This window comes from Herbiconiux sp. (assembly GCF_023264855.1).
Taxonomy (GTDB): domain Bacteria; phylum Actinomycetota; class Actinomycetes; order Actinomycetales; family Microbacteriaceae; genus Herbiconiux.
On sequence record NZ_JAHFUW010000026.1, the window covers coordinates 36,414 to 56,380 of the forward strand.

Consider the following 19,967-nt stretch of genomic DNA (forward strand, 5'->3'; position numbering starts at 1 on the left):
GTCGACCGCGCGCTCACATGTCGCGCGGCGCCGGGCAGGGACCGGCGCCGCCCGGTCACGCCGAGCGAAGCCCGGCGCGACCGGCAACAAGCACAGCAACACAAGTCACCCGCATGAAACCGCTAACGCGACCTCACGCCTCGATAACGACCGGCACGATCATCGGCCGGCGGCGGAACGTGGTGTTCACCCAGCGGCCGGTCGTGCGGCGCACGACCTGCTGCAGGGCGTACGACTCGCGCACGCCGTTGCCGGCGGCCTCCGCCAGAGCGGCGCTGATCTTCGGCTTGAGCGCGTCGAAGACCTTGCCGTCTTCGGCGAAGCCCTTGGCGTGGATCTCGGGGCCCGACACGATGCGTCCGGTCTGGGCCTCCACCACGACGATGATCGAGATGAAGCCCTCTTCGCCGAGGATGCGGCGGTCTTTGAGGTCGGCATCCGTGATCTCGCCCACCGAGGAGCCGTCGACGTACACGAAGCCGAGGTCGTACTGCCCCACGACCTTCGCCACGCCGGCCTTGAGGTCGATGACGGTTCCGTCTTCGGCGATGATCGTGTTCTGCTCGGGCACCCCGCTCGCGATGGCGAGCTTCTGGTTGGCCACCAGGTGGCGGTATTCGCCGTGCACCGGGAGCACGTTCTTCGGCTTCAGGATGTTGTAGCAGTACAGCAGCTCGCCCGCGGCCGCGTGGCCGGAGACGTGCACCTTCGCGTTCGCCTTGTGCACCACGTTGGCGCCGAGCTTGGTGAGCCCGTTGATGATGCGGTAGACAGCATTCTCGTTGCCGGGGATGAGGCTGGAGGCGAGGATGACGGTGTCGCCCGGGCCCACCTCGATCTGGTGCTCGAGGTTCACCATGCGGGACAGAACGGCCATCGGCTCGCCCTGCGAACCGGTGGACATGTAGACGATCTTGTCGTCGGGGATGTCGCCGGCCTTCTTGAAGTCGACCAGCACACCTTCGGGCACCTTGAGGTAGCCGAGGTCGGCGGCGATGGTCATGTTGCGCACCATCGAGCGGCCGAGCAAGGCGACCCGGCGGCCGTTCGCGTGGGCGGCATCCAGAACCTGCTGCACGCGGTGCACGTGGCTGGAGAAGCTCGCGACGACCACGCGGCGGGGAGCACGGGCGATGACCGACTCGAGCACCGGGCCGATCTCGCGCTCGGTGGGCGTGAAGCCCGGCACGTCGGCGTTCGTGGAGTCGACCAGGAACAGGTCGACACCCGCCTCGCCGAGCCGCGCGAAGGCGCGCAAGTCGGTGAGTCGGTTGTCCAGCGGCAGCTGGTCCATCTTGAAGTCGCCCGTGTGCAGCACCACGCCGGCGGGCGTCTTGATGGCCACGGCCAGCGCATCCGGAATCGAGTGGTTCACGGCCACGAACTCGCACTCGAAGGGGCCGAGGTTCTCGGTCTGCCCCTCGGTCACGTCGAAGGTGTACGGCTTGATGCGGTGCTCTTTGAGCTTCGCCTCGACCAGCGCGAGGGTGAGGGCCGAACCGATCAGCGGGATGTCGTTGCGCAGGCGCAACAGGTACGGCACCGCGCCGATGTGGTCTTCGTGGCCGTGGGTCAGCACGATGCCGACGATGTCGGAGAGCCGGTCGCGCACGACGCTGAAGTCGGGCAGGATCAGGTCGACACCGGGCTGGTGCTCCTCGGGGAACAGCACGCCGCAGTCGACGATGAGCAGCTTGCCCTCGTATTCGAACACGGTCATGTTGCGGCCGATCTCGCCCAGGCCGCCGACCGGGGTGATTCGGAGTGTGCCGGCCTCCAGGGCGGGCGGATTCGCTATCGGGCTCTGCATGGGCCCTCCTCGTTCTTCGTGCAGGTGCGCGGCTTCGTGCTCGCGCTGTGGAGTGGTGCCCCGGATGCCCCGCTCTCGCCGGACGAGACCCTCAGCGGGTCGTCCCCGCGATCTGGGGAAGGGCGCCGCCCGCGGCCGCGTTGCGGTCGGGGCGGAAGTTCTTGAAGTCGAGACCCGGGATGTCGCGGACGAGGTCGATCTCGCTCTCGATCTGAGCGGCCTCCCACTCCTCCGGGCCGACCAGGGGCAGGCGCACGCGAGGGCTCCCGATGCGGCCGAGGCCGTGCAGGATGTACTTCGCGGCCACCGTGCCGGGGACGTGGGTCATGACCGCGCGGACCAGCGGCTCGAGCGACTTGTGGGCAGCCGTCGCGGTGGCGAGGTCGCCGGCGTTCACGGCGTCGACGATCACCCGGTAGGGCGCCGGGGCGATGTTGGCGGTGACGCCGATGAGCCCCGAGGCCCCGATCGCCATGTGCGGAAGCACGTTGGCGTCGTCGCCCGAGAAGTAGAGCAGGTCGGTCTGGTTGATCACCCGGCTGACCTCGCTGAAGTCGCCCTTGGCGTCTTTCACCGCGAGGATGTTGGGGTGCTTGGCCAGACGCAGCATCGTCTCGTACTTGATCGGCACGCCGGTGCGGCCGGGGATGTCGTAGAGGATGACGGGCAGGTCGGTCGCATCCGCGATCATCCGGAAGTGCGTCAGAATGCCGGCCTGGGTGGGCTTGTTGTAGTACGGGGTGACGACGAGGTTGCCGTCGGCACCGGCCTTCTCACTCTGGCGGGCCAGCTGCATGGCGTGCGCGGTCTCGTTCGAGCCGCCGCCGGTGATGATCTTCGCGCGGCCCGACGACACGGCCTTCCCGACCTCGACCAGGCGCAGCTTCTCGGCGTCGGTGAGGGTGGAGGTCTCACCGGTGGTGCCGGTCACCACGATGCCGTCGGCACCGCCCGTGATCAGTTCGTCGATGAGCTTCTCGACCCCGGGCCAGTCGACTTCGCCGTCGGCGGTGAACGGGGTGACCATGGCGACCAGGACCTGGCCGAACGGGTTCGTAGCGGTAGACACGATTACAGGGTATCGGGTTCGGGTGAACAGATTCCGCCCGCTTCCGCCACCGCGCTCAGAACCCGAGCCTGCCGAGCAGCTTCGGATCGCGCTGCCAGTCCTTCGCCACCTTCACCCGGATGTTCAGGTACACCTGCTGGCCGAGCAGCGGCTCGATCTGGGCCCGGGCACGCGCCCCCACCTCGCCGAGCCGCGATCCCTTCGGCCCGATGATGATGCCCTTCTGGCTGTCGCGCTCGACGAAGAGGTTGGCGTGGATCTCCACCAGCTCCCGGTCTTCGCGCTGGTTCATCTCGTCGATCGTGACCGCGATCGAGTGCGGCAGCTCGTCGCGCACGCCCTCCAGCGCGGCCTCGCGGATCAGCTCGGAGATGCGCGACTCGAGGCCCTCGTCGGTGTACTGGTCTTCGGGGTAGAGCTTCTCGGAACGCGGCAGCATCCGGATGAGCTCGCTCACCAGCACGTCGAGCTGGATGGCGCTGGTGGCCGACACCGGGATGACGGTCTCCCAGTCGCGCAGCTCCGAGACGGCGAGCAGCTGCTCCCCCACCTGCTGCTTCGAGGCGGAGTCGATCTTCGTGACGATCGCGATCTTCTTCGCGCCCGGGAACTGGTCGAGCTGATCGTTGATGTAGCGGTCGCCCGGCCCGAGCTTCTCGTCGGCCGGCAGACAGAAGCCGATCACGTCGACGTCGCCGAGCGTGGACTGCACGAGCGAGTTGAGCCGCTCGCCGAGCAGCGTGCGCGGGCGGTGCATCCCCGGGGTGTCGACGACGATCACCTGCCCCGCCGGGTCGTGCACGATGCCCCGGATGGTCTGCCGCGTGGTCTGCGGCTTGGAGCTCGTGATCGCCACCTTCTCGCCCACCAGGGCGTTGGTGAGGGTGGACTTGCCCACGTTCGGGCGGCCCACGAAGGTCACGAAGCCCGCCCGGAAGTCGTCGGGATCGACGGCGGTGGCGTCGGGATCGACGGTGTCGTGCTCGCTCATGCGTGCTCCTTGGTGCTGCTGGTGGTGGTGGTGAGGACAGGACCGGTCGACGTCTTCAGGGACTCGGCCGGGGCATCCGGATCGCGCCGGACGATGACGGTGATGATGCGCTTGCGCCGGCCGTCGGTGCGGTCTGCGGTGAGCACGAGCCCCGAGGTGCGCGCCTCGGACCCCGGCTCGGGGAGCCGGCCGAGCGACTTCGACAGCAGGCCGCCGACCGAATCGACGTCGTCGTCGTCGAGCTCGAGGTCGAACAGCTCTCCCAGCTCGTCGACCGGCAGGCGCGCGCTGACGCGGAAGGCGCCGTCGGGCAACTTCTCCACTTCCACGACGTCGCGGTCGTACTCGTCGGAGATGTCGCCGACCAGCTCTTCGATCAGGTCTTCGAGGGTCACCAGGCCCGCGATGCCGCCGTACTCGTCGACCACCATCGCGAGGTGGTTCGACTCCAGCTGCATCTGCCGCAGCGTGTCGTCGACCTTCTTCGACTCGGGGATGAACAGCGGCTCGCGCGCCAGCTCGCCGACGGGCATGGTGTCGAGCACTGTGGGCCGCTCGTAGCTGAGGCGGGCCGCATCGCGCAGATAGAGCACGCCGGAGATCTCGTCGACGTTCTCGCCCTTGACCACCGGGATGCGCGAGACGCCCTTGCTGAGGAACAGGCCGAGACCGTGCCCCACCGTCTCGTCGTCGCCGATGGTGACCATGTCGGTGCGCGGGATCATCACCTCGCGCACGACGGTGTCGTTGAACTCGATGATCGAGTGGATGAGCTCGCGGTCGTCTTCTTCGAGCACGTCGAGCTCGGTGGCCTCGTCGACCATGCTGAGCAGCTGCTCCTCCGACGAGAACGTGCCCGAGCGCGGGCGCCCGGGCGTGACCCGGTTGCCGATGGCCACGAGCGCCGTGGCGATCGGGCCGAGCACCACGCGCACCGCGTGCACGGGCAGCGCGCCGAGGCGCACGACCGTCTTGGCGTGCACCCGTCCGACGCTGCGCGGGCTCGAGCCCACCAGCACGAACGAGACCGCGGTCATCACCACGGCCGACAGCACGAGCGCCAGCCAGAGCTGGTCGATGGTGAAGGCGAACGAGATGGTGACCAGCACCGCGGCCGTGGTCTCGAACACGACGCGCGCGAAGTTCACGGCGTTCAGGTGCGCGCCGGGGTCGGCGGCGATCGCCCGAAGCGACCGCTTCGGCCGGTAGCGCTCGGCGAGCTCCTGCATGTCGGATCGCGACAGCGAGAGGATCGCCGAATCGACGGCCGCGAACAGGCCGCCGAACGCCACGAGCACGATGGCCGCGAGCAGGAACAGGATGATGGTCATTACGGGCGACGGCGCTCGCTCATCGCGAAGCCGACCAGGATGTCGCGCTGGATACCGAACATCTCGCGCTCCTCCTCGGGCTCGGCGTGGTCGAAGCCCAACAGGTGCAGGATGCCGTGGGTGGTGAGCAGCAGCAGCTCTTCGAGCGTGGAGTGGTTCGCCGCCTCGGCCTGCGTCTCAGCCACCTGGGGGCAGAGCACGACGTCACCGAGGAGGCCCGCAGGGGTGGGGGCGTCTTCGGTGCCCGGGCGCAGCTCGTCCATCGGGAAGCTCAGCACGTCCGTGGGGCCGGGCTCGTCCATCCACTGCACGTGGAGCTGCTCCATCGCCGCCTCGTCGACCAGCACGATCGCGAGTTCGGCATCCGGATGCACGTGCATCTGATCGAGCGCGTAGCTCGCCAGACGCAGCAGAGCGGTCTCGTCGACCGGGATCTGCGACTCGTTGTTGACCTCTATAGACAATGCGGTCCTTATCGTTTTCTCGTGTAGCGGCGATCGCGATCGCTCGGGTGCGGGCTGGTGGCGCTCTGGCCGTCTCGGCGGGCCATCTGCACCTGGTCGTATTTCGTGTAGGCGTCGACGATCAGTCCCACCAGGGTGTGCCGCACCACGTCGGCGCTCGTGAGCGTGGCGAAGTGGATGTCGTCGAGGTGATCGAGGATGCGGGTCACTACCTGCAGACCGCTCGTCCCGGTGGGCAGGTCGACCTGGGTGATGTCGCCCGTGACGACCATCTTCGATCCGAAGCCCAGACGGGTGAGGAACATCTTCATCTGTTCGGGCGTGGTGTTCTGCGCCTCGTCGAGCACGATGAAGGAGTTGTTCAGCGTGCGGCCGCGCATGTAGGCCAGCGGCGCCACCTCGATGGTGCCGGCCGCGAGCAGCTTGGGCACGATCTCCGGGTCCATCATCTCGTTCAGCGCGTCGTAGAGCGGGCGCAGGTAGGGGTCGATCTTGTCGGTGAGCGTGCCGGGCAGGTAGCCCAGCCGCTCGCCGGCCTCCACCGCGGGGCGGGTGAGGATGATGCGCTCGACCTCTTTGCGCTGCAGCGCCTGCACGGCCTTGGCCATGGCGAGATAAGTCTTGCCGGTACCGGCCGGGCCGATGCCGAATACGATCGTGTTCTCGTCGATGGCGTCGACGTAGCTCTTCTGGCCCATCGTCTTGGGGCGCACGCTCTTGCCGCGCGCGGTGACGATCGACTGGCTCAGCAGTTCTGCCGGGCTCGAACCTCGGTCTTTCTCCAGGATGCGCGCCGAGGAGTTGACCTCCGTCGGCGTCAGCTCGTGCCCCTGGCGCACCATCTGCAGCAGTTCTTCGACCAGCCGGCGGGCGGACTCCACCTGCTCGGCGTCGCCGGCGATCGTGATGTCGTTGCCGCGCACCAAGACGCTGACCAGCGGGAACTGGCGCTCGACGGTGGTGAGCAGCCGGTCTTGCGGACCGAGCAGGCGCACCATCTCGATGCCGTCGATGTGCAGGCGGGCCTCAGCAGTGGGGCCCTGGGGTGGGGTGGTGGGAGTTGCGTCAGCCCTTTCCAAGGGTTCCTTCCTTCAGTCCTCCACCGAGCACGTGGGCGTGCACATGGAAGACGGTCTGCCCGGCGTTCTCGCCGGTGTTGAAGATCAAACGGAAGTCACCGTCGGTCAATTCCGCGGCGAGGGAATTCGCGACCTCGACGAGCTCGGCGAGGAGCCCGGGGTCGCCCGCGGCCAGTTCGACCACGTTGCGGTACTGCTCGGTCTTCGGCACGACGAGCACGTGCACCGGCGCCTGCGGCGCGATGTCGGGGAACGCGATGACGTTCTCGGTCTCGGCGAGGATCGTGGCCGGGATCTCCCGGGCGATGATGCGGCTGAAGATCGAGGGCGAGTCGGTTTCGGTGGACATGCGGTCCATCCTACTTTCGATGGCTCACCACCGGCCGAGAGCCGCGTTGATCACGGCGAGCGCCGCCGGGCCCGCGGTCGAGGTGCGCAGCACTTCGTCGCCCAGCTTCACCGGGCGGGCACCGGCTGCGGTGAGCGCGTCGAGCTCGCGGGGCGAGATGCCGCCCTCCGGACCGACCACGAGCAGGATGGGCGTCTCGTCCGCGTCGACCGGCTCGAGCACCACCTGGGTGAGCCGCTCGGACGCGGTCGGCTCGAGCACGAGCATCCGGTTCTCCCCCGCCAGCCTCACCAGCCCGGCCAGGTCGGCGAGCGCCCCCACCGAGGGGACGAACGGACGGATCGACTGCTTGGCCGCCTCGCGCACGATGCTCGCCCAGCGGTCGAGCCCCTTCTCGACCTTCGGGCCGCTCCAGCGGGAGATCGACCGCTCGGCCTGCCAGGGCACGACCGCCGAGACGCCGAGCTCGGTGGCCGCCTGGATCGCCAGCTCGTCGCGGTCGCCCTTGGCGAGCGCCTGCACGAGCACGAGCGGGGGCGAGGGCTCCGGATGCCGCACCGCGGTCTCGACCGCGACATCCAGTTCTCTCGGCTCCACCCGCGTCACGACGCCCGAGACCACGAGGCCCCGGCCGTCGGAGATCGCCGTGTGCTCGCCGACCCGCATCCGGTTGACCGTGGCCGCGTGGCGCGCTTCGTCGCCCGAGAGCACCACGACGTCGCCGACCTCGTGCGGAACGGCGGACAGGTCTTCGCGCAGGAACAGCGAACTCATCGGCGGGTCTGCCCGGTCAGACGTTCAGGAAGCGGTCGCGCAACTTGGCGAACAGCCCCTGCTGGAAGTGCCCGAGGCTCGGCGCCGGGTACTTGTGCGCGGTCGCCAGCTGCTTCACCAGCTCGCGCTGCTTGTGGTCGAGCTTGGTGGGCGTGACCACCTGAATGCCCACCCGCAGGTCGCCGCGGCCGTTGCCGCGCAGGTGCGAGACCCCCCGGCCCTTGACCGTCAGCACCTCGGCGCTCTGCGTGCCAGGCTTGATCTCGATCTCGATGTCGCCGTCCAGCGCCTGGATGGTGGTCGTGGTGCCGAGCACCGCATCCCACATCTGCACCTCGAGGGTGCAGAGCAGGTCGTCTTCGTTGCGCGAGAAGATGTCGTGGTGCTTCACCTTCATCTCGAGGTACACGTCGCCCTGGGGGCCGCCGGCGGGGCCGACCTCGCCCTGGCCAGGCATCTGCAGGCGCAGACCCGTCTCGACGCCGGCCGGGATGTCGACCGGGATCGTGCGGCGGGCGCGCACGCGGCCCTGGCCCTGGCAGGTGGGGCAGGGGTTCGGGATGACCGTGCCGTAGCCGCGGCAGGTGCCGCAGGGAGCACTCGTGACCACGTTGCCCAGCAGCGAGCGCACGGTGCGCTGGATGGAGCCGGATCCCCGGCAGATGTCGCAGGTGACCGGTGACGTGCCGGGCTGGCAGCACGATCCGTTGCAGGTCTCGCAGAGCACCGCCGTGTCGACCTCGAGGTCGCGGTGGGTGCCGAAGATGACCTCGCCGAGGTCGACCTCCACGCGCAGCAACGCATCCTGGCCCCGCTCGGCGCGCGACTTGGGGCCGCGCGATCCGCCGGCCTGGCCGCCGAAGAAGGTCTCGAAGATGTCGCCGAAGCCGCCGAAACCCTGGCCTCCCCCGCCGCCGAAGCCCTGCTGCGGTCCGCGATCGTAGTCACGGCGCTGCCCGGGGTCGCTCAGCACGTCGTAGGCGTGGGTGACCTGCTTGAACTTCTCCTGCGCATCCGGGCTCGGATTGACGTCGGGGTGCAGTTCGCGGGCCAGGCGCCGGTACGCCTTCTTGATCTCTTCGGGCGTCGCTTCGCGCGAGACGCCGAGCACGTCGTAATGGTCAGCCACCGGGGGCTACTCCTTCGTTGGGTGTGGTTCGCAGTCGTCGATCGGATCGGGCGCCGATCACGCGGCGCCGATCAGGCCGGGCCGCCGGGTTCGCCGAGGGTGCGGGAGAGGTAGCGCGCCACCGCGCGCACCGCCGAGATGTTGCTCGAGTAATCCATCCGGGTGGGGCCGAGCACCCCGAGGCGTGACACCGCGGTGCCCACGCCGCTGTAGCCCGAGGCGAGGATCGAGGTCTCGCCGAGGCCGAACGATTCGTTCTCGCGGCCGATCGAGACGGTGATGCCGCGCTGGTCGGCCTCCATCTCGCTGAACAGGCGCAACAGCACCACCTGCTCCTCGACCGCTTCCAGCACGGGCAGGATGCTGCCGTGGAAGTCGTCTTCGGTGCGCACCAGGTTCGCCGCCCCGGCGATCAGCAGCTTCTCCTGCCGGTTGGCCGAGACCTGCTCGCGCACGGTCTGCGCCACGGCCGCGGCGTTGGCCGCCTGCCCGGGCGGGAACTTGTCGGCGACGGCACCGAGCGCCGCGACGGCCTCGGTGAGCCCGAGCCCGCCGATCGATTCGTTGAAGCGGGTGCGCAGCTCGGCCACCGCCGTGTCGTCGAGGTCGCTCGGCACGTCGACGATCCGCTGGTCGACATGGCCTCCGTCGGTGATGATCACGGTCATCAGTTTGCGGGGAGCCAACGACACCAGCTCGAGATGCCGGATGCGCGCCAGCGAGCGCACCGGGTACTGCACGAGCGCCACCTGATGGGTGAGCTGGGAGAGCAGGCGCACGGTGCGCGCGAGCACGTCGTCGACGTCGACCGAGGAGTCGAGAAAGGTCTCGATCGCGTGCCGCTGAGCGCTGGTGAGCGGGCGCAGGTCGGAGAGGTGGTCGACGAACAGGCGGTAGCCCTTGTCGGTGGGAACGCGGCCGCTGGAGGTGTGCGGAGCGGTGATGAGCTCCTCTTCCTCCAGCAGCGCCATGTCGTTGCGGATCGTGGCGGCCGACACGCCGAACGAGTGCCGTTCGGCGATGCTCTTCGAGCCGACGGGCTCGCGGGAGGCCACGTAGTCCTGCACGATCACGCGGAGCACTTCGAGACTGCGTTCGGAGACCATCTGAACACCATCCTCTCTCCGCCGCCGGGAGCCGGATCGCCGGCCCCTCGCCGGCGCCTGGCACTCACGCCGCCGGAGTGCCAATTATATCCCGCATCCGCCGGGCACGCCCGCGTGGACTCCGTTCCGGCCCGCGGTCCGCTTGATGAGCCATGTTCGACTTGCGGCGTGATAATCATTGCCGCCGGGCAGAGGTGGCACTATCTTGTCTCCTGTACACGACCGTCGTCCGCGATCGCCGTACCCATCGACCCCCGTCCGAAAGGCACGAGACATGACTGACCCCAACGCAACCCCGCCGTACGACCCGGCAGCCGGGCAGCCGACTCCTCCCCCCGGGCAGACCCCTCCTCCCGGCTACCAGGCCCCGCCGCCCGGGTACCAGGCGCCCCCGCCCGGCTACCAGGGAGCACCGGCCGCGGCCGCGCCGCTCTCCCCCGCCGAAGACAAGCAGTGGGCCTTCCTCGGCCAGCTGGGCGGCATCCTGGGCTGGATCCCGCCGCTGATCATCTGGCTGGTCTTCAAAGACCGTGGCCCGCTGACCAACCAGGAGGCCAAGGAGTCCCTCAACTTCCAGATCACGGTGGCGATCTTCGTGGTGGGGCTCTACATCCTGGGCACCATCACGGCCTTCATCTTCATCGGCTTCCTGTTCTACTTCCTCGCCTGGGCGGTGCAGATCGTCGGCCTGATCTTCGCGATCATCGCCGGCCTGCGCGTCAACGCGGGCGGCACCTACCGCTACTTCTTCAACTTCCGCTTCATCAAGTAAGGGGTCGTAAGAACGACGAACGGGTTCTCTTTCCGTCTTCGACTGGGCTTCGCCCAGAGGCGACGGAAAGAGAACCCGTTCGTCGTTTCCTGGTGAGGGGAGAGGTCAGGTGAGACGGCGGACCACGGCGTCGGCGAGGAGGCGGCCCTTGAGGGTGAGCGTGAGGGTGCCCGCGAGGGCTGCAGGCCCTTCGACGAGGGCGTCGGCGATCAGGCCGGCGACCTCTCGGCGCGCGGCGGGGGCCAGGGTGGGGATGCGGAGGGCACCGCGCACCCGGGTGAGGAGGAGGATGCGCTCGAGTTCCCGGGTGTCGCCGTCGATGGTCTCGCGGCCGGCCGCCGGCGACTCGCCCGCGGCGATGCGCTGGGCGTAGGCCGCGGGGTGCTTCACGTTCCACCAGCGGGTGTCGCCGACGTAGCTGTGCGAGCCCGGGCCGATGCCCCACCAGTCGTTGCCCACCCAGTAGCCGAGGTTGTGCCGCGAGGGCGCGCCGGTGTCGCGGTGCGCCCAGTTGCTCACCTCGTACCAGTCGTACCCGGCGGCCTCGAGCGTCGCATCCGCTCGCTCGTACATGTCGGCCTGGAGGTCGTCGGAGGGTTCGGGCACGACGCCCGAGCGGATCTGGCGGGCGAGCTTCGTGCCGTCCTCCACGATCAGGGCGTAGGCCGAGACGTGGTCGGGCTGCTCGGCCACGACCGCGTCGAGCGACCGCTGCCAGTCGTCGATCGTCTCGCCGGGAGTGCCGTAGATGAGGTCGAGGCTGACGTGCAGGCCGGCCTCGCGGGCCCAGCGCACGACCAGCGGGACGCGGGCCGGATCGTGCGTGCGCTCCAACGTGGCCAGCACGCTCGGCACCGCCGACTGCATCCCGAAGCTCACCCGGGTGAACCCGGCATCCGCCAGCGCCTGCAGGTAGGCCGCATCGACCGAGTCGGGGTTGGCCTCGGTGGTGATCTCGGCATCCGGAGCGAAGCCCCAGGTGTCCCGCGCCGCGTGGAGCATGGCCACGAGCTGCTGCGCCGGCAGGAGCGTGGGCGTGCCGCCGCCGAAGAAGACGGTGGAGAGCGGGCGCTCGGCGACTCCGGATGCGCCCAGCACCCCCTGCGCGAAGTGCATCTCGGCGATCGCCTGGGCCGCGTAGTCGGACTGCTTCACGCCGCGCAACTCGGTGGCCGTGTAGGTGTTGAAGTCGCAGTAGCCGCAGCGCACGCGACAGAACGGCACGTGCACGTACAGCCCGAAGTCGCGCTCGAGCGACGAACCGGCGCCGTCAGGCGAACCCGTGCGCGGCAGCAGGCCGTCCGCCGGAGCGGGGTCTCCCACCGGGAGGATGGAGGGCACGATGGCGCCTAGACCCCCGCGCCGGAGCGGGCGGGGGTGGCCGATGCCGGGGCGGCATTGAGCGCGGAGGGGGCCGGCACGGCCGGGGAACCGCCGGGCGTGCCGGAAGCTGCGCCCGGGGTGGTGGCAGCCATGCTCGGCAGCAGCGAGCGCAGGTAGCGCTTGGTGGCGCGCGCCTGGAAGATCCGCAGCACCGGCGCGCCCAGGCGGTAGAACCAGGTGCTCGGGCGCGAGAACGCGCGCACCACGATCCACACCGAGTCGTCGGAGAGGTGCTCGACCAGGAAGCTCTCCTCCCCCGATGCCGGGTGGCCGGGGAGGGTGCCGTAGGCGAAGCCGATCCGGCCCGGCTCGTTCACGACGTAGACCACGCGCACCGGGGCGTACATCCGGAACCAGAGAACGCTGATGGCGAGCATCGCCGTGGTGCCGGCCGAAACCAGCGGTGTGCCGTCTTCGCCGTAGGCCTGTTCGGATGCGGCCGTGCGCGCGGCCGACGGGGTGCCGAGTTCGTCGTAGACGAGACCGGCGTAATCCGTCTCAGAAGGGGCCGGGGGGCGGATGTCGCCCACTCCGATGCCGGCTCCGCGCTGCACGCCCCAGGCGAGCAACCGGGCGGAGGCGTTCTCGAAGCGCTCGACCCCGCTGCCCAGGCGCGCGCGCCGCTCCATCGGGCGGAAGCCCTTCGGCGGGTAGTACAGGAGGTCTTCGGCCTGCGTGGCGCCGATCGCCGCATAGCTCAGCGACGTGGCCGCCCTCGGGTCGTCGTTCTGCTCGGCGGCGGCGCGCGTCGAACGCACCGGCCCGCCGGCACCACCGGTTCGGACAGCGGCGGCGGCCACTACTTCTTGTCCTTCTTCTCGACGTCGCCGCTGAGCGCCGCGATGAACGCCTCTTGCGGAACCTCGACGCGGCCCACCATCTTCATGCGCTTCTTGCCCTCTTTCTGCTTCTCGAGCAGCTTGCGCTTTCGGGTGATGTCACCGCCGTAGCACTTGGCCAGAACGTCCTTCCGCATGGCGCGGATCGACTCGCGCGCGATGATGCGGGCACCGATCGCGGCCTGGATGGGCACCTCGAACTGCTGGCGCGGGATGAGCTCGCGAAGCCGTCCCGTCATCAGCACACCGTAGGCGTAGGCCTTGTCGCGGTGCACGATGGCGCTGAACGCATCCACCTGCTCGCCCTGCAACAGGATGTCGACCTTCACGAGGTCGGCCGACTGCTCGCCGGCGGGCTCGTAGTCGAGGCTCGCGTAACCCGCGGTCTTCGACTTCAGGTTGTCGAAGAAGTCGAACACGATCTCGCCGAGCGGCATCGTGTACTTGATCTCGACCCGGTCTTCGCCGAGGTAGTCCATGCCCTGCAGGATGCCGCGGCGGCTCTGGCAGAGTTCCATGATGGTGCCGACGTAATCCTTGGGCGCCAGGATGGCCGCGTTCACCACGGGCTCCTGCACGCTCACGATCTTGCCGCCCGGGAACTCGCTCGGGTTCGTGACCGTGACGGTCTTCTTGTCTTCGGTGGTGACCTCGTAGATCACCGACGGCGCGGTGGCGATCAGGTCGAGGTTGAATTCGCGCTCGAGCCGCTCGGTGATGATCTCGAGGTGCAGCAGGCCGAGGAACCCGCAGCGGAAGCCGAAACCGAGGGCGACGGATGTCTCGGGCTCGTAGACGAGGGCGGCGTCGCTGAGCTTCAGCTTGTCGAGCGCCTCGCGGAGCACCGGGTAGTCGCTGCCGTCGATCGGGTACAGGCCCGAGAACACCATCGGCAGCGGTTCGGTGTAGCCGGGCAGCGCCTGCGTGGCGGGCTTCATCGCGGTGGTGACGGTGTCGCCGACCTTGGACTGGCGCACGTCTTTCACACCGGTGATGAGGTAGCCGACCTCGCCGACGCCGAGGCCCTTCGAGGGCGTGGGCTCGGGGCTGGAGACGCCGATCTCGAGGATCTCGTGCGTCGCCCGGGTCGACATCATCTGGATGCGCTCGCGCGGGCTGAGGTGCCCGTCGATCATGCGCACGTAGGTGACCACGCCGCGGTAGGCGTCGTAGACGGAGTCGAAGATCATGGCGCGGGCCGCGGCATCCGGATTCCCGACCGGGGCCGGGATGCGCTCGACGACCCGGTCGAGCAGGTCTTCGACGCCCATGCCGGTCTTGCCGCTGACGCGCAACACGTCGTTCGGGTCGCCGCCGATGAGGCTCGCGAGCTCTTTGGCGTACTTGTCGGGATCCGCCGCCGGGAGGTCGATCTTGTTCAGCACCGGGATGATCGTGAGGTCGTTCTCGAGCGCCAGGTAGAGGTTCGCGAGCGTCTGGGCCTCGATGCCCTGGGCCGCGTCGACCAGCAGGATGGCGCCCTCGCAGGCGGCGAGGGAACGGCTCACCTCGTAGGAGAAGTCGACGTGACCGGGGGTGTCGATCATGTTGAGGGCGAAGGTGTCGGGGCCCAGCGACCACGGCATCCGCACGGCTTGGCTCTTGATGGTGATGCCGCGCTCGCGCTCGATGTCCATCCGGTCGAGGTACTGGGCGCGCATGTCGCGGTCGCTGACGACGCCGGTGATGCCGAGCATCCGGTCGGCCAGGGTGGACTTGCCGTGGTCGATGTGCGCGATGATGCAGAAGTTGCGGATGAATGCGGGGTCGGTGGAGGCCGGTTGGAGGGCCTTCAGTGATTGGGGGCTCACGCATTCCTCTGGGTCGGCGGACGTTCCATTCTGCCATGCGCCGCCGGGAGCGACTCCTCTCGTCTCGTCGCGACTCATCTCGTCACCGAGCTGGCCGACCGGGCCGAGGGATGGGTTGAATAGGAGCATGGCCATCTTCCTCACCGGCGCGACCGGTTACATCGGATCCGCAGTCCTCCGTCAGCTCCGCGCGCAGGGGCGCGACGTCGTCGCCCTCGTGCGCAGCGAGGAGAAGGCGGCGGAGCTTCAGCAGACCGGCGCGCACACCGTGCTCGGCTCGGTCACCGACCGCGAGCTCGTCACCAAGCTCGCACTCGACAGCGACGGCGTGATCCACACCGCCTCCCCCGGCGACGACTCCAGCGCGGCCACCGACGACACGTTCGTCTCGGCCGTGTTCGCCGGGCTCGAGGGCAGCGACAAGCCGTACGTGCACACCGGCGGCATCTGGATCTTCGGCAACGGCTCCGACCTCACCGAGCGCACCCCGTTCGATCCGCCCGCACTCACCTCGTGGCGCGTGCCGATCGAGGCGCGGGTGCGCAGCGCCGCGGGCGTCAAGACGACGATCATCGCTCCTGGAATCGTGTTCGGGCACGGCGCCGGCATCCCCGCCCTGGTGGCGGGGGCGCCTCGGCGGTCGGATGCCTCGGGCGACCCGGCGCTGCAGATCGTGGGGTCGGGGTCGCAGCATTGGACCACGGTGTTCGTCGAAGACCTCGCCGAGCTGTACGTGCTCGCCTTCGACCTGGCCGACGCCGGCTCGTACTACATCGGCGCCAGCGGCGAGAACCCGACGGTGCGCGAGATCGGCGAGGCGGCCTCGGTGGGCGTCGGCCTCGAGGGGCGGGTCGCCCCGACCTCGATCGAGCAGGTTCACGCCTGGCTCGGCGAGGGCTTCGGCGACGCGCTGCTGCTCGACCAGCAGGCCACCGGATCGGCCGCCCGCATCGACCTCGGCTGGGAGCCGAACGGCCCCACCCTGCTCGACGAGCTGCGCTCGGGCTCGTACGTGGGCTGAGGCGCGTCCCCGCGGCGCGGTGTGGCGTTCGAAAAGGCTGCAAATAACGGTGACCGACCCCGTACATGGCGTCGGTCTCCGTTATTTGCAGCCTTTTTTGCGTTGGGCACCGGCCGTCGACCTCGTTGACGGCGCGCTGCCGTGGGCGCGACGAGGGGAGGCCATCGAATGACTCAGGCGGGGGGGCGGCTCAGGCGCGGAGGGCGAGACGTGCCACCTCGGCGGGGGCGATGAAGGCGCCCTGCACCTCGACACGGTGGACGAGGGCAACGAGAGCCTCGTTGACGGGGGCGTCGCGGTCGGCCGCGCGCGCCTCGGTCACGACCGCGCCGTTGAGGTGGTCGATCTCGGTGAGCTGACCGCGCCGGATGCTCTGCAGCGTCGAACCCGGATTCGGCGTCGCGCCGATGCGCCTGGACATCAGCCGCGGCAGCAGCTGCGCCACCGGCCGCGGTGCACGCGCGAACACGCTGAGCAGTGCGTCGCTCAGGCCGAGCAGCGTCTCGAACCGCACGCCGCGCGCGCGGGCGACGCCGACCGCCTCGCGCATGCTCGCCGTGAGCACCGCCCGAAGGCCCGGGTCGGCGATCGTCTCCTGCACCGAGAGTCCGGTGATCGCCGGGAGCGCATTGACCTGGTTGACGATCAGCTTCGTCCACTGCGCGCCGGTGAAGTTCGCCGTGGTCTCGATCGGCAGGAAGTCGCTCAGGGTCGCGCGGGCGAGCTCGAACGCCGGATCCGGCGTCGAGTCGAGGCGGCCGAGATAAGTCGAGGCGGGGGTGGTGATCGCCACCTCGCCGGGCGAGAGGAACGACGCGGCGAACAGCGCGAGCGCACCGATCACCGGCGTGGTGGGAAGCTGCTCGGCTGCCGCCTCCGCGCCACCCAGTCCGTTCTGCACGACGACCAGCGGCACCCCCTCGAGCACCGCCGCGTTGTCGGCCAGGGCCTGGTGGGCATCCTGGGCCTTCACGCAGATCAGGGCCAGGTCGGGCGCCTGTTCCAGGGTCGCGGATGCGTGCACTCGCGCCGTGTGCTCGCCCCAGTGACCCGTGAGGTGCAGACCTCGCTCACGGACGGCGGCGAGCTGGGCACCGCGCGCCGTGACCGCCACCTCGTGGCCGTTCCTGTCGGCGAGCGCGGCGATCACGCCGCCCACGGCTCCCGCGCCGATCACGGCGAGTTTCATCGCGCGGAGACGAGGTCGGCGCCGGGTGACCCCGGGTCGGGCAGGCGGCGGATGCCTTCGAGCAGATCGGCCGACGACGCGGCGACGCACAATCGGATCCAGCCCTCGCCCGTCCGCCCGAAAGCGCTGCCGGGTGCGACGGCGACGCGTCGCTGGAGCAGGAGCCGCTCGGCCCAGGCGGCCACGTCACCGCCGCTGGCGTAGGTCACGTCCACCCAGAGATAGAAGGCGCCTGAGGGCTCGAGGTACCGGATGCCGCGCTCGCGCAGCGCGCTCGTGGCCAGCCGCAGGTTCTCGCCGTAGTGCTCGGCCGCGCGCTCGACCGACTCCTGCGAGCCGGTGAGGGCCGCCACCGCAGCGCGCTGGGCGGGCGTGTTCACGCAGCTGACCATCGCCTCCTGCGAGGCTCCCAAGAGGGTCGAGAATCCGGGCGGCATCAACAGCCAGCCCACGCGCGCGCCGGTGAGCGCGTAGGTCTTCGACGCGGAGAAGACGGTCAGAACACGCTCGAGGTCGCGCCCGTCGCCCTCGGCGGCGAGAGCGGCGATGCTCACGTGCGGCGCGCCGTAGGTGAAGCGCTCGTACACCTCGTCGCTGATCAGCCAGAGATCGTGCCGCCGGGCGAACGCGAGCAGTGCGCGCAGCGTGGGCTCGTCGAAGACCGCACCGAGCGGGTTGGACGGGGAGTTGACGATGATCACCCGGGTGCGGTCGGTGATGAGTCGCTCGAGCTCGTCGAGGTCGGGGGTGAATCCGGCCGAGGGGCGAAGCGGATACGGCACCGGCACGGCGGAGAGCAGGTGCGCGTTCATCGTGAAGGTCGTGTAGCCCGGATCGGGGACGAGCACCTCGTCGCCCGCGTCCAGCAGCAGCGTCATCGCCAGGTACAGGCCCTGGGTGGCGCCGACGGTCACCCACACCTGCTCGGGATCGGTGTCGATCCCGTTGCGTTCGGCGACGGTCTGCACGATGGCGTTCCGAAGCTCGGGGATGCCCCCGTTCGGCGTGTAGTCGGTGTCATCGGCCGCCCAGGCGGCGGCACCCACGGCGAGCACCTCCGGCGCCACCGGAACGTCGGGCTCGCCCACGGCGAGGAAGACGACGTCCTCCAGCGACAGCGCGAGCTCGAAGATGCGGCGGATGCCCGAGGGCGGGACCGTGTCGGTGTGCGAGGCGAGACGTGGCATAGGCTTCTACGGTACCGCGTGGGCTTCGACTCCAGCCGGAGTTCGGATTGTCCAGACGGTGCAGAACTGGTAATGTTGCCTGTTGGCTTACGCATTCACGCTTTCGGCGGGATGCGAACAGCGAGTGGCTCCTTCCGCGGCCCGGCCGCAGCGGAGCATCGCACCGCATTCATCCGAACAGATACAGAGGTTATTTCCGTGGCAAACATCAAGTCGCAGATCAAGCGCATCGGCACCAACAAGAAGGCTCAGGAGCGCAACAAGGCAGTCAAGAGCGGGCTCAAGACCGCCATCCGCGCTACCCGCGAGGCCGTCGTCGCCGGCGACAAGAGCAAGGCCGAGACCGCGCTGGTCCTCGCCGGCAAGAAGCTCGACAAGGCCGTGTCCAAGGGCGTCATCCACAAGAACCAGGCCGCGAACCGCAAGTCGGCCATCGCGAAGCAGGTCGCCGCTCTCTGAGCCGCGTCCCCCGCGAATCAGGCTCCGCTTCGGCGGGGCCTTTTTCGTGTGCCCGGGCTGAGGGGAGCCTCCTTCGTCGCCCAGACTCAGAGGGTTCCGCGGGCCGAGACGATGCTGATCATCCGTTCGAGGGCGAACACCGGATCGCGCCCGGCGCCCTTCACGCTCTCGTCGGTCTCGGCGAGTACCTGGATGCTGCGGCCGAGGCCCTCACCCGTCCAGCCGGAGAGATCGCGACGCGCGCGGTCGATCTGCCACGGCGCCATGCCGAGCTGACCGGCGAGCTGACCCGAACCCCCGCGGGTGCCGAGCACCTTGGCCATCGTGCGCAGCTTCATGGCGAACGCCGCCACGATGGGCACCGGATCGGCGCCCGAGGCGAGGGCGTGCCGCAACAGGCCGAGGGACTCGCCGTAGTTTCCGGCCAGCGCCGAATCGGCGACGGCGAAGGCGTTCGTCTCGACCCGCCCGGCGTAGTAGCGCTGAACGGTGACCTCCGTGATCTCGTCCGCCGAGTCGGACGCCAGCTGCGCGCAGGCGGCCGAGAGCTCGGCCAGGTCGTCGGAGAAAGCCGACACCAGCGCGCGGACCGCGCCGGGCGAGACCCGCTTGCCCGCCGCCCGGAACTCCGCCGAGGCGAATTCGTGCTTGTCGGAGTCGCGCTTCAGCTCGGTGCACACGATCTCGATGGCCACGCCGGATGCGGCGCGCACCGCCTCGAGCAGCTTCTTGCCGCGCACTCCCCCGCCGTGGCGCAGCACCACGTAGGTGTCGTCGGCCGGGTAGCCGAGGTAGGCGATGGCATCTTCGATCAGGGCGTCGGAGCACTTCTCGACTGCGGCGATGCGGATCAGCCGCGGCTCGGCGAACAGCGAAGGGCTGGCGATCGACAGAAGCTCTCCGGGCGCGTACGAGGCCGCGTCGATGTCGGCCACCTCGAGACTCGGATCCTCCGCCTTCAGCAGATCGCGCAGCTGACGGATCGCCCGCTCGGCCAGGAAGGTCTCGGTGCCGGACACCAGGATGACCGGCGCGGGCCGCACCTGGTTCCATTCCAGCTGCGGGATGGCGACCTTGGCGCTCGCCTTCGGCTTCGACGCCGTCGATCCGCCTCGTGCTGCCGCCACGGCCACCTCCTGTTTCGACCCGGCCATCAGCCTAACCGCAGCCGCCGACCCCGGCCGCCCGGCGTCACCCGCCCGCG

19 protein-coding genes are annotated in these 19,967 nt (G+C 69.4%); 3 read left to right on the forward strand and 16 right to left on the reverse strand.

The genetic code is table 11. The features are described 5' to 3' along the window. Positions 1-133: 133 nt before the first annotated feature. From Q0D75_RS11735 to hrcA, 10 genes are all read right to left on the reverse strand, one after another. Positions 134-1,810 (reverse strand): ribonuclease J, encoded by a 1,677-nt coding sequence (locus Q0D75_RS11735; protein WP_291053547.1) that lies wholly within the window; start codon positions 1,808-1,810, stop codon positions 134-136. A gap of 91 nt (positions 1,811-1,901) precedes the next feature. Continuing rightward, entirely contained in the window at positions 1,902-2,879 is a 978-nt protein-coding gene (dapA, locus tag Q0D75_RS11740) for a 4-hydroxy-tetrahydrodipicolinate synthase (RefSeq protein WP_291053549.1), read from the reverse strand. 55 nt (positions 2,880-2,934) lie between these two features. After that, complete coding sequence (gene era / locus Q0D75_RS11745) at positions 2,935-3,870, reverse strand: GTPase Era (RefSeq protein ID WP_291053553.1); 936 nt, start codon at positions 3,868-3,870, stop codon at positions 2,935-2,937. Then, positions 3,867-5,201, reverse strand: a complete 1,335-nt coding sequence (locus tag Q0D75_RS11750; RefSeq protein WP_291053556.1) for a hemolysin family protein — start codon at positions 5,199-5,201, stop codon at positions 3,867-3,869. Before Q0D75_RS11750 ends, era begins: the two co-directional genes overlap by 4 nt. Then, positions 5,201-5,665, reverse strand: a complete 465-nt coding sequence (ybeY, locus tag Q0D75_RS11755; RefSeq protein ID WP_291053559.1) for an rRNA maturation RNase YbeY — start codon at positions 5,663-5,665, stop codon at positions 5,201-5,203. The genes Q0D75_RS11750 and ybeY overlap by 1 nt, the downstream gene beginning before the upstream one ends. Before the next feature lie 8 nt (positions 5,666-5,673). Next, positions 5,674-6,663, reverse strand: a complete 990-nt coding sequence (locus Q0D75_RS11760) for a PhoH family protein (RefSeq protein WP_291053605.1) — start codon at positions 6,661-6,663, stop codon at positions 5,674-5,676. Positions 6,664-6,730: 67 nt separating this feature from the next. Continuing rightward, positions 6,731-7,093, reverse strand: coding sequence for a histidine triad nucleotide-binding protein (locus Q0D75_RS11765; protein WP_291053562.1), 363 nt, complete (start codon positions 7,091-7,093; stop codon positions 6,731-6,733). 24 nt (positions 7,094-7,117) lie between these two features. Beyond that, positions 7,118-7,867 carry a 16S rRNA (uracil(1498)-N(3))-methyltransferase gene (locus Q0D75_RS11770; protein WP_291053565.1) on the reverse strand — a complete coding sequence of 250 codons (750 nt, stop codon included), beginning with the start codon at positions 7,865-7,867 and terminating at the stop codon, positions 7,118-7,120. Between the two features lie 16 nt (positions 7,868-7,883). Continuing rightward, entirely contained in the window at positions 7,884-8,996 is a 1,113-nt protein-coding gene (dnaJ, locus tag Q0D75_RS11775; protein WP_291053567.1) for a molecular chaperone DnaJ, read from the reverse strand. Positions 8,997-9,067: 71 nt separating this feature from the next. Continuing rightward, complete coding sequence (hrcA, locus tag Q0D75_RS11780; RefSeq protein WP_291053570.1) at positions 9,068-10,102, reverse strand: heat-inducible transcriptional repressor HrcA; 1,035 nt, start codon at positions 10,100-10,102, stop codon at positions 9,068-9,070. Between the two features lie 274 nt (positions 10,103-10,376). Here hrcA and Q0D75_RS11785 point away from each other — a divergent pair, with 274 nt between their 5' ends. Continuing rightward, positions 10,377-10,874, forward strand: a complete 498-nt coding sequence (locus Q0D75_RS11785) for a DUF4870 domain-containing protein (protein WP_291053572.1) — start codon at positions 10,377-10,379, stop codon at positions 10,872-10,874. Positions 10,875-10,979: 105 nt separating this feature from the next. Here Q0D75_RS11785 and hemW read toward each other — a convergent pair whose 3' ends face one another. From hemW to lepA, 3 genes are read right to left on the reverse strand one after another with little or no spacing between them, the layout of a single operon-like run. Beyond that, the gene (hemW, locus tag Q0D75_RS11790; protein ID WP_291053575.1) at positions 10,980-12,215 is read right to left on the reverse strand and encodes a radical SAM family heme chaperone HemW; all 1,236 of its coding nucleotides are present in this window, start codon (positions 12,213-12,215) and stop codon (positions 10,980-10,982) included. A gap of 8 nt (positions 12,216-12,223) precedes the next feature. After that, positions 12,224-13,057 (reverse strand): DUF1990 domain-containing protein, encoded by an 834-nt coding sequence (locus tag Q0D75_RS11795; protein WP_291053578.1) that lies wholly within the window; start codon positions 13,055-13,057, stop codon positions 12,224-12,226. Next, positions 13,057-14,907, reverse strand: a complete 1,851-nt coding sequence (gene lepA / locus Q0D75_RS11800; RefSeq protein ID WP_291053580.1) for a translation elongation factor 4 — start codon at positions 14,905-14,907, stop codon at positions 13,057-13,059. Before lepA ends, Q0D75_RS11795 begins: the two co-directional genes overlap by 1 nt. Before the next feature lie 127 nt (positions 14,908-15,034). Between lepA and Q0D75_RS11805 the strand changes: the two genes are divergently transcribed. Continuing rightward, positions 15,035-15,928 (forward strand): NAD-dependent epimerase/dehydratase family protein, encoded by an 894-nt coding sequence (locus tag Q0D75_RS11805; RefSeq protein ID WP_291053584.1) that lies wholly within the window; start codon positions 15,035-15,037, stop codon positions 15,926-15,928. 190 nt (positions 15,929-16,118) lie between these two features. On the opposite strand, the gene Q0D75_RS11810 is transcribed toward Q0D75_RS11805, so the two are convergent. Together Q0D75_RS11810 and Q0D75_RS11815 are read right to left on the reverse strand one after the other, a co-directional pair. Further along, positions 16,119-17,117 carry a ketopantoate reductase family protein gene (locus tag Q0D75_RS11810; RefSeq protein WP_291053587.1) on the reverse strand — a complete coding sequence of 333 codons (999 nt, stop codon included), beginning with the start codon at positions 17,115-17,117 and terminating at the stop codon, positions 16,119-16,121. Next, positions 17,114-18,304, reverse strand: a complete 1,191-nt coding sequence (locus Q0D75_RS11815; RefSeq protein WP_291053589.1) for an aminotransferase class I/II-fold pyridoxal phosphate-dependent enzyme — start codon at positions 18,302-18,304, stop codon at positions 17,114-17,116. The genes Q0D75_RS11810 and Q0D75_RS11815 overlap by 4 nt, the downstream gene beginning before the upstream one ends. A gap of 198 nt (positions 18,305-18,502) precedes the next feature. On the opposite strand from Q0D75_RS11815, the gene rpsT reads away from it, so the two are divergent. Then, positions 18,503-18,763 carry a 30S ribosomal protein S20 gene (rpsT, locus tag Q0D75_RS11820; RefSeq protein ID WP_291053592.1) on the forward strand — a complete coding sequence of 87 codons (261 nt, stop codon included), beginning with the start codon at positions 18,503-18,505 and terminating at the stop codon, positions 18,761-18,763. 86 nt (positions 18,764-18,849) lie between these two features. Here rpsT and holA read toward each other — a convergent pair whose 3' ends face one another. Beyond that, positions 18,850-19,917, reverse strand: a complete 1,068-nt coding sequence (gene holA, locus Q0D75_RS11825) for a DNA polymerase III subunit delta (RefSeq protein ID WP_291053607.1) — start codon at positions 19,915-19,917, stop codon at positions 18,850-18,852. Positions 19,918-19,967: the final 50 nt, after the last annotated feature.